We start from the raw sequence: 12819 nt of genomic DNA, 5'->3' as shown, positions 1-12819 counted from the left end.
CGGTTCGGAGCGTTGTGATTGAAGTGTGAAGGAGGAACGGGAATGGATTGGAGCCGCGCCAAAAATGTGCTGATTGTCACCTTTTTGCTGCTGAACCTGGTGCTGGGATTCCAGCTGTGGAGCGATATGCGCGAGACGGCTGGCCCGTCACTGGATTTCACATCCCTTGATAAGGATACGCAGCGGCTGATGGAAGAGAAGGGCATTCAGGTGCTGGCTCCCATTCCCGGTGGAACACCGGAGCTGCCAAAGCTGTCCTATACGTACGTGGAAGGCGAGAAAGGGAAGAAGGTCAAGCTGGACAAGCCGGTGGACAGCAAGCTGATTTTCAGCCTGCCGGAGCTGACCGAAGCGCTGCGTTCCGAGATTCCGGATATCGCGAACTACGATTACGATCCTTTGGCAGAATATGATTCGGACGATGCCTTTGGCGCCTTTGTGCTGCATCCGCTCGTCGAGGGCAGATGGCCCCTTTTCAAGGTAAATCTGGAGCTGTATTACAGCAATCAGAAGATTACGGAATACCGTAAAATCCCGGTGGAGCTGACGACGACGGAGGAAAAGGAAATGGCGCTGCCGGCGGCGAAGGCGCTGGGCAGATTGGTAGACAATTATTTGCCGATGGAAGCGGTCGTGAAGGATATCCGGCTGGGCTATTACGGGCGTGATTTTAACTCGGACAACCAGGTGGCCGTTGCGGTGTGGCGGTTCATTCTTGAGGACGGGCAGGAGTATTACGTGCAGATGAACGGTGATGTCATCAGCCCGAAGACAGAGCAAACGGAGGAATTATGAGCAATGGGCATATCATTTACCGTGCTGTCGAGCGGTTCGACAGGGAATGCGACGGTGGTCCGCAATGAGGACACCACCATAATGATCGACGCAGGGCTTAGCGCGAAGCGCATTGAAGAGCTGCTGCAGGAACGGGAGCTGAGCGGTGGCGATCTGGACGGCATCCTCGTGACTCACGAGCATTCCGACCATATTAAAGGCCTGGGGGCGGTCGCGCGCAAATACAGCCTCCCGGTCTATGCCAATGAAAAAACATGGGCGGCAATGGGCAAGTCCATCGGAGCTATAGAAGACGAGAATCGCAGGATACTGGAGACAGGGGCGACCATGGAATTTGGCTCACTGCGCGTGGAATCGTTCGGCATATCTCATGACGCCGCCGAGCCGGTGGGCTACAGCTTTTATGACGGACCGGAGAAGCTGAGCGTCGCCACCGATCTCGGTTATGTCAGTGACAAGGTGAAGCAGGCGATCTCCAAAGCGGATGTGCTGGTTCTGGAGGCGAACCATGACGTAGAGATGCTGCGCATGGGCCGTTATCCGTGGAATATCAAACGCCGGATTCTGAGCGACATTGGCCATTTATCCAACGAAATGGCGGGAGCGATCCTGAGCGAGCTGCTTGACGGATATACAAAGCGGACGTACCTTGCGCATTTGAGCCGGGACCATAACATGATGGAGCTGGCCAAAATAACGGTACGCGGAGCGATGGAAGACCGCGGCTGTTTCTACAAGGATTCTGAATTCAGGCTGTGTGACACGTATTACGACAGGCCTACGCCATGGGATAAGGTGAGTGAGCCATAAAGCTGTCCAGCTCGGCGGCTTTGTGCTCCACTTCCTCACGTGTTAAGAGCCCCTTTTCCACGAGCAGCTCGATCAGCGTGCTGAGCGCAAGCGTGTTGCGGTAATGCTCTTCCTTCAGGTCTGCCAGCTTGGCGACGATCCCCACTTCCTCCATGGTTGTCCGGTAGCGTTCCATTATGCATTTCTCCTTCCAAAAAAATGAACTTGTCCGCTTAAAACATCTCTGTTTTTTAAAGTGGCATATGATACAATACAATTACCAAATACAAAGATTTGGAAGCTGCACAAACAGCCTTATGAATGCCTGGAAAAGCGGCAATGCATGTCTTATAGACTCTTTACCATTGTAGTCAGGTTCGGTGGAGTTCATTCCTCTTTTTGCCTCTATCCGGTTCGTTCGCCAGCGTGTATGCTGGAAATGCCGACTCGTGCTGCGGCAAACGGGCAGAGACGGTGGAAATTTAGCAGTTTCGCTTTGCAAAGGAAATTTGTGGTGATAAATAAGTAAAACCGGTACGTGTCATGAAGGGGAGAGGATCAGCATGGGCTTGTTTGATGACGACTTTTACTCGGCTAAAGTGTCGGGACGCAGCTTGAAGACCCCCGCCTCCGGTTCCCGTCATAGCAAGGCCCGATGGTCTCGGGGAACAGGGCGCCCCAGACGGCCGTCGACGCTGCAGACTGCGGCTGTCAGCGGTGCGATCGGCGCGATGGTGGCCATCCTGCTGTTCGGCTTTATTACAGGTCTGCCGGGCACCACGGCATTCACCGGCACCAGTGGTTACAAGTCGCTGTCCTTCTCAGCAGATCCGTATGAACGTATTATTCAGGCGGCTGCCAAGGTAAGACCTGCGGTCGTAAGTATTGTAAATTACCGGGACGGGCAAGGAGCGGTGCTGGCCGACTCGGCGCTTGGCTCGGGTGTAATCTTCCGTATTGCCGGGGGTAAGGCTTACATCATGACCAATAATCATGTGGTGGAGGGCTCCGAGGACCTTGAAGTGGTGACGGTAGACGGGGAGAACAAGAAAGCGGAACTGATCGGCAGGGACCGCGTAACGGATATCGCGGTGCTGGCCGTTGATGATAAGAACATAGGTACGGTTGCCGAGATCGGCGATTCCAGCCGTCTGCGTCTCGGCGAGACGGTGATCGCCATCGGCAATCCGCTCGGATTGGGCGATACGCTTACTTCCGGAATCGTCAGCTATACGAACCGGATCATTCCGGTGTCCATCAATCAGGATGGCGTATATGACTGGGAGCAAAGCGTCATTCAGACGGATGCCGCCATTAACGAGGGCAACAGCGGAGGCGCACTGGTCGATCTGAACGGGCGGGTCATCGGCATGAATACGATGAAGATTGCGGACACCGGCGTGGAGGGACTGGGTTTTGCCATTCCGGCCAATGAGGTGATGACCACGGTCTATGATCTGATGGACGATGGCGAGGTGAACCGTCCATACCTGGGCGTGTACACGGTTGACCTGGAAAATCCGTACGCTCCCATCGATGATGAGCAGCGCAAGGAGCTGAAGCTTCCGGACGAGGTCAAGTCAGGGGTGATTGTGCTGGAATCGCACGGCCCTGCAGTGCAAGCCGGCCTAAAGCTGAACGATGTGATTACGGCTCTGGACGGGAAACCGATTAAGTCCACACTGGAGCTGCGGCGTTATCTGTATGATCACAAGGAAATCGGCGATAAGATGGATGTCACATACTACCGTCAGGGTAAGGCTGAGAAGGTGGCGGTGACCCTGACGGATAAGCCGAAAGAGTAAGGAGTAAGGGCGAATACATCAGACCTGTCGGAGCCGGCTGGCAGCCGGAGAAGACAGGAACAGGAAGCACAGGAGAACGGGCAAGAGCATAACTCGCGCCGGTCTTCTGTGCTTCCTGTATTTTTTGTCCGGAAAATCAAGGCGCCATGGTCGCCTCGAATATGTTTGGATCATTTTCGTATTCGAGCAGGAATTTGTCCCGATACCAACAATAGACGGCCAGGTATCGAAGCCGACCCAGGGTGTCATCGGGATACGTGTCTCCGCAGGCATGAAACGCCCACGGTTCATCTTGGGGCAGGATGCCTACCGAATATCCTCTCCTCTTGAATTCGCAGCATTGGGATACATCATAAAAATGCCAGCCGTCAAAGATATCTTCACGCCATGCAATGTCATATTGAGTTGCCATCAACAAGCCGTCCAATGCAGCTGCGCTTTGAAAAGGGCCCTCTGCCTCAGCAAATTTCAAATAATGATATGTGTCGCGGTACTCGAACACTTTACCGAAGCGTTCATCTGATTCCCACCAAACCCCATTAGCCGGAATGCTTCCTGAACCGATAAGCCCGACAAGACCGAGCTGCGGATACTTTTTGAACGAATCAAGCAGTTCGTGGAGAAAGTTGCGGTTCATGAGATACGTATCCTGATGCAGATACACCTTGTATTTCGCGTTTGAATCGCGAATAGCCTGATTATAACCGGATGTGATGCTGGCCGCTCCCCGGATGGCTATGGTTTCGATATGAACTTCCGGCGGGACAATCAGACTCTGAATATGCTTCAGGCATAATTTGTACATATCTTCATCATTCACGCAAGTTACAAAACAAACGGAGTTTTCTTCTTCTGCCATCGTCTTCCCTCTCATTCCTTATGGTCTCCAAAACTATATGAAACGGCGCTTTGCAGTATAACCTTGAGCTGCTCCGAAAGATTTTCAAGGTTGGGCAGTCACCAAATTATGGGGAATTTCGATAAAATGCGGCTATTGACGAGTAAATCAGACTGGTATACCTTTGGATGGGATGGAAAATAAGAAGGAGGGTGATTGCCAAGATGACGGAAATTGACTTAAGGGACTACCGCGATCTGGACGGACTTGTCAAGCTGCTGCGAATGGCTTATTCGCTCGGAAATTGGCCTGAGCTGATCGATATTGCAGATCATCTGCATGTGACGGTATGTGGAAAGTATGAGGAGCAGTGTTTAAATTTAAAGGAGCAGGGGCAAGGTATTTTGCCCATACATAAGGAACGCCCGCTGGTGTATTATTATGGATTCAGCCTGCTCATGAAAGGAATCGCGTTCAGGAAGGAGAGAAAATATGAGGAGGAAAGGTGCTGTATCAGGCAGTATTCGGATCTTGGATGGTTTCAGAATTTGGGTGAAGACGGGACTCAAGAGGTTCAACGTTTCAATTTTCTTGCCAGGGCCAACAGCTTCGGTCTGGATTTATTAGAGGGCAAGTTGGAAGCGTTACCAAAATATGTTCAATTCTTAATAGACAATCCGCAAGAAATCGCACCCGGTCTGGTCAATATTTTGGAGGCAGCGCTGCTTCATAATTTTGATCTGAATGATGAAATCGACGCACTTATCGAAGACTTTAACCCCAACACCACGGAACTTGACCCTCTCATTTTCTCTCGATATACCAGAATCATGTACCTTCTCATCATTTATCGCTTTAGAAATAAGGATTACCGACGAGGATTGGCCTATACGCTTCACGCATTGGACAAGTTTATCCATCTGAATGATATGAGCGGTTTTAAAAGATGTGTAGCGATGTTCGAGATGTTCCGCAGCTATGCTTCGACCGGCCAGATCAAGGAGTATCAAAACATGCTGTCATGCATTGTACAAGCTGAGCTGGTAGAAGAGGGCATGGTCTTCGACGGCAAGCAGATTGTGCCCTCTTGGGAAGGAGCAGTGTAAGAAATAAACAGATACGCGGAGAATGTTTTTTGCTCAGGCACAGATTGTTTTCAGATATAGGACAGGTTTCGGCATATCCCCTCAGGATTCTTCCAAATGAATGCGGATCTCCTCAGGAATATCCTCCGGCTGTACCTCTTCATAGGAGATCAGATACCCCTTTTTCTCAGTCAGCTTCAGGTAGGCTCCTTCACGCAGCTTGGTGCCAAGAAAGGTCGTTTCCTTCATGCTTCTGTCCTCCTTCCACACGGGCAGCGTATATTGTGCAGGAGTATGCAGGCCGACCGCCATGTCCGTGCTCAAGCTTTCAACCCGCACATAGGAGGTTTTCTCTTCAACGAACGGATTCAGCTTCGCCAGCTCCTGATCGCTGATCATCATCAATGCTCCAAACAGGGAGATGGACAACAAGACGATACAAATGGCTAGGAAGTTTCAGATAGCAAAATGACCGATACATAGATGAAATAGACAGTCGCTCCCTAATCTTAGAAACAATATTAAAGTGTGTTGGCAGTTAATTTGTGGTTATAGGCATGCAAATGGGCCGCAGGTCTTTTCTTTCCTTGTGAGGTGTGGTAGAACAGAGAAGTGGCTAGAATGATAGATATCAGGAACAAGAGCTCTACGAATCCAGCCGCTCGCTTCAGAGGTATAACGGAAAGGGATGCTATTTGAATGTACGTCGTATGCAAAGAACATGTGGAACTGGCGATCGAGCTGTTTGTCGATGAATTTGAGGACGCACCGGATGTGGTGGATCTGAAGGAGACGGAATTCTCCGATTGGGACCCTCCGGTCAAGTGCTCCCAGTGCGATCGGCATGCCGAGTTTCTGGTTGTATAACCGGGTACGGATTGAGTGTACATGAAACGAATGAAATGAACCGAGCAGGAGAGCGTGGCCGGCGGGAGAGCGTCTGGTGCGCTCTTTTTGGCATCCGTCATTGTCAACATGGCCTGTACGAGGCTAAGCTGAAGAAAAGAAATAAGGGAGGCTGCTATGTTCATACAAATTATCGGGGTCGGCAAATTGAAGGAAAAATATCTGGTGCAGGGCATTGCAGAGTATGCCAAGCGGCTCGGCCCTTATGTGAAATTCGAGGTCCTGGAGGTGCCGGACGAGAAAGCGCCGGAGAACATGAGCGAGGCGGAGGTCCGGCAGGTGAAGGAGCGCGAGGGCGAGCGGTTGCTCGCGCTGATCAAGAGCGAGGCGCATGTGATTGCGCTCGCCATCGACGGCAAGCTGTGGAGCTCGGAGGAGCTGGCCGCCGAGCTGGACAAGCTCGCCACCTACGGCACGAGCCACGTCGTGTTCGTGATCGGCGGCAGCAACGGCCTCTCCGACGCCGTCCAACGCCGCGCCCAGCAGAAGCTGAGCTTTGGGCGCATGACACTGCCGCATCAGTTGATGCGGCTCGTGCTGGTGGAGCAGATTTATCGGGCGGTGAAGATTAATCGGGGGGAACCGTATCATAAGTAGGGCGAAGTTCAGGTGCATTTTGAGATCGGAGCAGAACATAAGGCTAGAGTCGATGTTATTCGTACTCTTGTATAACCGGTCTGCCTGGTTGCGGTTATAAGTGACATTCGGCTCTCAATTCAATACGCTCAAGCGAACCGCTATAAAGCTATGCAATTTGGTTTTCGCAACAGACGGGAAGTCGTTTGCTCTACAAAGCGTCCATTGGATGGAGGAAGTGGGAATGGAAATAGAAATAGAAAACAAGAACAAGCAGCGACATACCGCTGCTTGTTCTTGTAATTTTACGCATGGTTTCATTCTTTGCTTGTGACGGATTGTATGCCATTCGCAGACTGACTTCGCATCGAGAACGATAATATAGCCGGAAGGAGTGCGATTGCAACACCAATTGCGCCAGCCACGCCGATTGACTGTAAGGAGAAGCTTTCCACCACAATACCGCCAATGGCAGCTCCGACAGCAATTCCCAACTGGATGAAGGATGTATTCAAGCTCAGAAGGATTCCCGCTGCGCTTGGTGCCAAGCTAATCATATAAACTTGTTGAATGGGACCCGTAGACCAAGCAAAAAACGACCATAACAGCAGCAACGGAAAGACAGCTATTGATGTATGGGCAAAGAGGGACATAAGGATCAAAATAGCAGCGTGGATCATTAAGCTTCCATTCAGCGTACGCGGAATACCTAATTTATCCGCACCATAACCTCCAGCCTGGGCGCCCAGCAAACTTGCTATACCGAATGAAAATAGCGCGATGCTCACCATCCCATTGCTCATACCCGTAATGTTCATCAGAAATGGTGTAATAAACGTGTAAATGATCGTATAACCGACCATCCAAAAGAAGCTAATCGACAAGGTTAATAATAGCTGCGGCCTTTTCAACAGGGCAAGTTGTTCTTTAAGAGGCACATTTGCCTCTCCCTGCGACTTTGGCAACGCCATTAAAATGACCAGCATCGCGATAAAACTAAGAAGGCCGATTCCATAAAAAATCATTTTCCAGTCGTAGGTGCTGGCAATGACTCTTCCCACAGGAACACCTAAAATAAGCGATAGATTAAATCCCATCATGATAGTTGCTATGGCGGTGCCTTGTTTTCCAGGTCCAGCAATTTGAGCAGAAACAGTTAAGGCAACCACGGTAAAGACACCTGTACTAAGAGCTAAGATCACTCTCGCACCAACAAGCATCGGATAGCCCGTCGAGACCACCGTAATTAAATTCCCTATAAAAAAGAGCGCCAAAGCAGCCAGCATAAGTGTTCTCCGGCTTAGTTTAGAGGTAGCCGCAATAAGAATCGGAGTACCCACCGCGTAAGATATGGAATAAACCGAAATGAGTTGGCCGGCAGCAGCAATGGTTACGCCTACATCTTTGGAAACCAGATCCAATATCCCGGCAATTACAAATTCCGAAGTTCCCACTAAAAAACTTATAATCGCTAAAATATAAACTTTCCACGATTTAATCATTTGATTATTCTCCTTTATAATTCTATATATCTAAAAATACAGAAATGATAACAATGAAGGATTGCAATTTCTTAACATCTTACTTTCTTTAATGCCTAGCTAGCTCCTTGCGGACAAGGGGGGCGACATCCGTTCCAAATCGTTCGATCGTTCTTAACAAATCACGATGCGGAAGCGTACTAAAGTCAACGTACAAAAGAAAACGAGTCAAGCCCAGTTGTTTGGTTACACGCACGATCTTTTCTGCTACATATTCTGAATCTCCAACATAAAGAGCGCCGCGAGGGCTCAGTGCTTCCTCATATACACTTCGTGTATAAGTCGCCCAACCGCGTTCCCTTCCAATTTGATTCATTTGTTCGGCCATAATGGGATAATACTTTTCTCTGGCTGCTGCAAACGAGTTGGCAATAAAACCATGCGAATGACAGGCGATTTGCAATTGATTAGGATCGTGCCCTGCTTGTTGGGCTGCTTTAAGATATAACTGCACTAAGGGAGCGAAACGCTCCGGCATGCCGCCTATAATGGAGAAAATGACAGGAAGACCAAGCTGACCGGCACGAATGGCCGACCCCGGACTGCCGCCAGTAGCAATCCATACAGGAAGCGGGAATTGTTGCGCTCGCGGGTATACGCCCATATTGTGCAGCGGTGCACGGTGCTTGCCATTCCATGTTACGTTCTCTGAAGATCGTATTTTGAGTAAAAGCTCCAATTTCTCATCGAATAATTCCTCATAATTTTGCAGGTTATATCCGAAGAGCGGAAAAGATTCGACAAAAGAACCGCGTCCGGCCATGATCTCGGCCCGCCCATTTGTTAAGTTATCCAGAGTGGCGAAATCCTGATAAACACGGACTGGATCCGACGAAGACAATACCGTAACGGCACTGGACAACCGAATATGGTTTGTAGTAGCTGCAGCCGAAGCTAAAATAATTGCTGGCGATGAGCTTGTGTAGTCCATGCGATGATGTTCACCGATCGCATAGACATCAAGACCGGCCTGATCAGCCAGCTGAATTTCTTCCATCGCTTGTCGCAGTCGTTCGCCTGGCAGAACGCCCCCTCCTTTGGGGTTGATGTGAAGAAATGTAGAGATTCCAAGTTCCAATGGCACGCGATTTTCCAAAATGGTTTCCCTCCTTATCTTTTCTATAATTCTAAAGATATAGAAATGATGCTTAAAAAATTTACGCCAGTAAATATGGCGCAAACTTCATTGCCACTTCTTGATCAACACTGTAGTGAATAAACGAACCGTTCTTTTGCGACTGGATTAAACCCGATTCCGTCAGCTGCTTGAGATGATGGGATAACGTTGAACCGGCTACGTGTCCAAGCTGTTCACCGATCGCGGTAACGCATTGATTCTTTTGCTTTATTAGCATTAAGGCAATTTTTAGTCGTGTAGGCTCACCTAGAGCCTTGTATACTTTGACAGCTTGCACTAGATCGTGATCGACATCAGCCATTAAATTCTCCTTTCCGCCATCATTTCTATATTTATGGAATTATAGAAATGATATTACCACCTAATGACTGCGGTGTAAAGTAAAAACTTGGCTGTTTGTCAATCGTCTGTGAAACCTTAACTCGTCCGAGAAAATGCCACTTTCAAGTTTGGCCGAAGCGCTCACCAAAGCGCTTCGGCATAGCTATACGATTGCCGAAGCGACGAGGTCAGAGGGATTTTACAGCTAAATATGGACCTGACCGTGGCCAACCAGATTATGGCTTAACCATCAAGCAATAAGCTTAAGAAGACTTAAAGTACACTTTAAGGCAAGCGTAATTTTAATACAATCGCTTGTTGCGTAACGTCGACACATTGCTGGCCAAGCACCGGTATTAATTGAATGAGTCTGCCAAAGTGAGTAGGCATAGCGAAGTCTGGCTTTCACAGGGCCGCCATTGTTTTCGCCGATAGACCCGTTAAGGTGAACCGTATCACAAGTGACGGCGAAAAATTAGGGTGTTGGGGGGAGAAGGAGTTCATGCAATGTCTCTACAGCAATCCCTTCGTTCCAGATGAACTGAGGGAGTAGACTTCTACGCTACGCCGTTCAGAAAACGGGACTCAACTACGAAAGGCACCTAATTAGGTGCCCCTCAGTTTCGCTTTATTAATAATAGGTTAATGCTCTCCCTTAATTGATAAAGAAAATGGAGAGCAGTTCCATCGTGATGCCATTCACAACAGCTTCGCTGCGCCGCTTCATGTAAGTTTACACGGGGGATTCTATCGCAATGATTGCCGACGCGCTGGGCTACTCTTCGCTCAGCAGTTTCATCGCGATGTTCCGACATGCTTTTGGGGACTCACCGGGCCGTTATTTGGCAACACGCGAGGAGAAATAATCAATGAATGCGTTCAAGATATCCATGTGGATTGGAAGGAGACGGAGCGCGTATATCGCAATAATGGAACTGCTGACTGTTGCGGTCTTCCCTGACGCAGAGCATCGAGGTTGAGCAAGAAGCCAGCTGATTCCAATTTTAGGGCATTCATGATCATATTGAATTCACGTTACAATAAAATGATCAAAAAAGTCCATTGAGCGTGCCGATACTGTGGTATGCTCTTTTTTGTACAGTAATTACCAATAGATGTTGTACGAAAAGGAGAGATAGTTATAAATTATAACGAAGTTGTTGCAATCGGAGATACCTATTTACTTACAGTTGTATCAGGGGTGTTCGGATTAGAAGGCTATGAGATCCAGCGGATTCCGGCACATGATGGAGGGCGAAATGTCGTTTATACCTGTGAAAAAGAGGGCGAGAGCGCTAAAATACTCAGAATCGCTTTCTTACCAGACAGGAGCCGAGAAAATTTCCTAGGCGAAGTGGAATTTGTTCGGTATCTATTTGATCACGGAGGCAGTGTCTCAAATATAATCAGCTCCCGAAAGGGGAATCTGCTGGAGGAGATCACCCACAATAACCACATCTTTTTTGTCTGCCTGTTTGAAAAGGCTAAGGGGAAGATACTTGTAGAAAATAATTATCGGTACCGAGAAGGAGTTCCAATTACCGAATATTATTATAATTGCGGCAAAACCCTGGGGAGACTGCACCAAATATCGAAAGGGTATACGCCTGTCCATCGCCGGTACAGCTTTTTTGACAAATACAATGCCGAATATATCGATAAACTGATACCGTGTTCCTTGTCTTTGCTTAAGGAGAAGATGGTAGAACTCCTTGATACCTTACAAGGATTGGAGAGGGACCAGGAGACTTTTGGTATGATCCATTTTGATTACAACGATGGGAATTATTCGATAGATTTTGATACCGGACAAATGACTGTATATGATTTCGATAATTCATGTTTCGGTTGGTATATGTTTGACTTGGCCAGTATCTGGGGAAACGGTGTGGGGTGGGTACAATTTGAACCAGACGTTAGTAAACGCAGAAAGTTCATGGATGATTATTTTGAGACAGTCCTCGCAGGATACAGATCCGAGACCAATCTCGAAGATTCGATGCTGGATAAGTTGCCCTTATTTATTCAAGTAAATCTTATGGAAAATATATTAGACAGATTCGAAGACATGGGCAACAATTGGGAAGAGCTTGAGTGTTACGAGGAACTGTCGTATCTCATAAAATGTCTGGAAGAAGATATCTCCTATATGGGGTTTTTCCATGAGATTTACTCTAGTGAAGAGCCGTTTGAGTATAACCCGGATCTGAATTCCGTCGAGGAGTTAGGGAATATTGTTTACGTTAATCAATTGGATCTCTAGGAGCGTCACGCCGCGACAAGCTCCTTCTTATTTTTCGCCGATAGACCCGTTAAGCTGAACCGTATCATAAGTAACGGCGAAAAAATGGGTTCTTTAACAGCCTTCCTCCTGTTCAACACTAAGTTGGTTGAAGTTGAATATGATATATGTACCAAAAATTGCTTGAACTATTTTTCAAACAGAAAATTACAGGGGAAATATTGAAAAAGAAGTTAATCTGACGAAATGGAGGTTTTGAAATGGCATTCCCCACACATATCGTATCTGCTGGCGGAATTGTAGAGGACGAAAACGGAAATATTCTTTTGGTAAAAGCTCATGATGATGGCTGGGTATATCCTGGTGGAATTACTGAAGTTGGTGAAAACTTGATTGACGGTGTGATTCGTGAAATCAAAGAGGAAAGTGGAATAGATGCGACCGTTAGCCATTTGATTAACATTGTTTCTAGTACAGGGTTACATAAGTGGTATGATGGAGTAACTGATGTCCCGACGAAGGTCATGTTTGATTTCGTGTGTAAAGCAGAGGGAGGAGAGTTAACTACCTCTGATGAAACAAGCGACTGTCGTTGGGTTCCAAAGGACAAGGTCTTGGATTTCATTACTCTACCAGCTATTCGAATTCGCTATGAAGCTTATTTGGATTTTAACGGCTCGGTAAATTATATTGAGTACATTACTCCGTCAACAAAAGAATGTAATCTTAAAGTTCAAAGGCATCTTTAGTTTCACTATTGGAAAACGATAGATGTACGAAGCG

General features: G+C 47.9%; 15 protein-coding genes. 9 read left to right on the top strand and 6 right to left on the bottom strand.

The genetic code is table 11. From position 1 onward, the window contains the following. The first annotated feature begins 42 nt into the window (after positions 1–42). Both yycI and ACI1P2_RS22745 read left to right on the top strand, forming a co-directional pair. Positions 43–795, top strand: coding sequence for a two-component system regulatory protein YycI (yycI, locus tag ACI1P2_RS22750; RefSeq protein ID WP_355322955.1), 753 nt, complete (start codon positions 43–45; stop codon positions 793–795). A 3-nt stretch (positions 796–798) separates the two neighbouring features. Next, positions 799–1605: an MBL fold metallo-hydrolase gene (locus ACI1P2_RS22745; protein WP_355322953.1), complete on the top strand. Its 807-nt coding sequence runs from the start codon at positions 799–801 to the stop codon at positions 1603–1605. On the opposite strand, the gene ACI1P2_RS22740 is transcribed toward ACI1P2_RS22745, so the two are convergent. Next, positions 1574–1780 carry a hypothetical protein gene (locus ACI1P2_RS22740; protein WP_355322951.1) on the bottom strand — a complete coding sequence of 69 codons (207 nt, stop codon included), beginning with the start codon at positions 1778–1780 and terminating at the stop codon, positions 1574–1576. The two genes, ACI1P2_RS22745 and ACI1P2_RS22740, sit on opposite strands and share 32 nt — an antisense overlap. A gap of 367 nt (positions 1781–2147) precedes the next feature. Here ACI1P2_RS22740 and ACI1P2_RS22735 point away from each other — a divergent pair, with 367 nt between their 5' ends. Further along, a complete protein-coding gene (locus ACI1P2_RS22735) occupies positions 2148–3389 on the top strand; it encodes a S1C family serine protease (protein WP_355322949.1) in 1242 nt (413 codons plus the stop codon). Positions 3390–3525: 136 nt separating this feature from the next. Here ACI1P2_RS22735 and ACI1P2_RS22730 read toward each other — a convergent pair whose 3' ends face one another. Further along, complete coding sequence (locus ACI1P2_RS22730; protein WP_355322947.1) at positions 3526–4248, bottom strand: glycosyltransferase family protein; 723 nt, start codon at positions 4246–4248, stop codon at positions 3526–3528. A gap of 203 nt (positions 4249–4451) precedes the next feature. Here ACI1P2_RS22730 and ACI1P2_RS22725 point away from each other — a divergent pair, with 203 nt between their 5' ends. Then, a complete protein-coding gene (locus ACI1P2_RS22725) occupies positions 4452–5333 on the top strand; it encodes a DNA-binding protein (RefSeq protein WP_355322945.1) in 882 nt (293 codons plus the stop codon). 81 nt (positions 5334–5414) lie between these two features. Here the strand turns inward: ACI1P2_RS22725 and ACI1P2_RS22720 are convergent, their stop codons facing one another. Further along, positions 5415–5741 (bottom strand): YxeA family protein, encoded by a 327-nt coding sequence (locus ACI1P2_RS22720; RefSeq protein ID WP_355323022.1) that lies wholly within the window; start codon positions 5739–5741, stop codon positions 5415–5417. A 270-nt stretch (positions 5742–6011) separates the two neighbouring features. Here ACI1P2_RS22720 and ACI1P2_RS22715 point away from each other — a divergent pair, with 270 nt between their 5' ends. Both ACI1P2_RS22715 and rlmH read left to right on the top strand, forming a co-directional pair. After that, positions 6012–6179: a CxxH/CxxC protein gene (locus ACI1P2_RS22715; protein WP_355322943.1), complete on the top strand. Its 168-nt coding sequence runs from the start codon at positions 6012–6014 to the stop codon at positions 6177–6179. Positions 6180–6335: 156 nt separating this feature from the next. Further along, positions 6336–6815 carry a 23S rRNA (pseudouridine(1915)-N(3))-methyltransferase RlmH gene (gene rlmH, locus ACI1P2_RS22710; protein WP_355322941.1) on the top strand — a complete coding sequence of 160 codons (480 nt, stop codon included), beginning with the start codon at positions 6336–6338 and terminating at the stop codon, positions 6813–6815. A 296-nt stretch (positions 6816–7111) separates the two neighbouring features. Here the strand turns inward: rlmH and ACI1P2_RS22705 are convergent, their stop codons facing one another. The 3 genes from ACI1P2_RS22705 to ACI1P2_RS22695 all read right to left on the bottom strand — a co-directional run bounded on the left by ACI1P2_RS22705 (position 7112) and on the right by ACI1P2_RS22695 (position 9774). Then, positions 7112–8296, bottom strand: coding sequence for an MFS transporter (locus tag ACI1P2_RS22705; RefSeq protein ID WP_108532517.1), 1185 nt, complete (start codon positions 8294–8296; stop codon positions 7112–7114). A gap of 88 nt (positions 8297–8384) precedes the next feature. Further along, a complete protein-coding gene (locus ACI1P2_RS22700) occupies positions 8385–9434 on the bottom strand; it encodes an LLM class flavin-dependent oxidoreductase (protein ID WP_408976309.1) in 1050 nt (349 codons plus the stop codon). 58 nt (positions 9435–9492) lie between these two features. Then, positions 9493–9774 (bottom strand): ArsR/SmtB family transcription factor, encoded by a 282-nt coding sequence (locus ACI1P2_RS22695; protein WP_108532518.1) that lies wholly within the window; start codon positions 9772–9774, stop codon positions 9493–9495. Between the two features lie 769 nt (positions 9775–10543). Between ACI1P2_RS22695 and ACI1P2_RS22690 the strand changes: the two genes are divergently transcribed. The 3 genes from ACI1P2_RS22690 (at position 10544) to ACI1P2_RS22680 (ending at position 12785) form a co-directional block, all read left to right on the top strand. Further along, entirely contained in the window at positions 10544–10660 is a 117-nt protein-coding gene (locus ACI1P2_RS22690; protein WP_355323020.1) for a helix-turn-helix domain-containing protein, read from the top strand. A gap of 275 nt (positions 10661–10935) precedes the next feature. Beyond that, positions 10936–12057 carry a phosphotransferase enzyme family protein gene (locus tag ACI1P2_RS22685; protein WP_355323018.1) on the top strand — a complete coding sequence of 374 codons (1122 nt, stop codon included), beginning with the start codon at positions 10936–10938 and terminating at the stop codon, positions 12055–12057. Positions 12058–12296: 239 nt separating this feature from the next. Further along, on the top strand, positions 12297–12785 hold the full coding sequence (locus tag ACI1P2_RS22680) for an NUDIX hydrolase (RefSeq protein WP_355322936.1): 489 nt from the start codon (positions 12297–12299) through the stop codon (positions 12783–12785). The last annotated feature ends 34 nt before the right edge of the window (positions 12786–12819 follow it).

The organism is Paenibacillus jiangxiensis (assembly GCF_046098255.1).
GTDB classification, from domain to species: Bacteria; Bacillota; Bacilli; order Paenibacillales; family Paenibacillaceae; genus Paenibacillus; species Paenibacillus jiagnxiensis.
Note: the sequence above shows the minus strand (reverse complement) of the source record. Positions and strands in the feature narration are given on the sequence as shown.

Bases quoted from the DNA above. Each gene is read 5' to 3' on its own strand.
- ACI1P2_RS22725 (WP_355322945.1), top strand. From the start codon at position 4,452: ATGACGGAAATTGACTTAAGGGACTACCGCGATCTGGACGGACTTGTC.
- ACI1P2_RS22715 (WP_355322943.1), top strand. From the start codon at position 6,012: ATGTACGTCGTATGCAAAGAACATGTGGAACTGGCGATCGAGCTGTTT.
- ACI1P2_RS22680 (WP_355322936.1), top strand. From the start codon at position 12,297: ATGGCATTCCCCACACATATCGTATCTGCTGGCGGAATTGTAGAGGAC.
- ACI1P2_RS22740 (WP_355322951.1), bottom strand. From the start codon at position 1,780: ATGGAACGCTACCGGACAACCATGGAGGAAGTGGGGATCGTCGCCAAG.
- ACI1P2_RS22745 (WP_355322953.1), top strand. From the start codon at position 799: ATGGGCATATCATTTACCGTGCTGTCGAGCGGTTCGACAGGGAATGCG.
- ACI1P2_RS22735 (WP_355322949.1), top strand. From the start codon at position 2,148: ATGGGCTTGTTTGATGACGACTTTTACTCGGCTAAAGTGTCGGGACGC.
- ACI1P2_RS22705 (WP_108532517.1), bottom strand. From the start codon at position 8,296: ATGATTAAATCGTGGAAAGTTTATATTTTAGCGATTATAAGTTTTTTA.
- yycI (WP_355322955.1), top strand. From the start codon at position 43: ATGGATTGGAGCCGCGCCAAAAATGTGCTGATTGTCACCTTTTTGCTG.
- ACI1P2_RS22730 (WP_355322947.1), bottom strand. From the start codon at position 4,248: ATGGCAGAAGAAGAAAACTCCGTTTGTTTTGTAACTTGCGTGAATGAT.
- rlmH (WP_355322941.1), top strand. From the start codon at position 6,336: ATGTTCATACAAATTATCGGGGTCGGCAAATTGAAGGAAAAATATCTG.
- ACI1P2_RS22695 (WP_108532518.1), bottom strand. From the start codon at position 9,774: ATGGCTGATGTCGATCACGATCTAGTGCAAGCTGTCAAAGTATACAAG.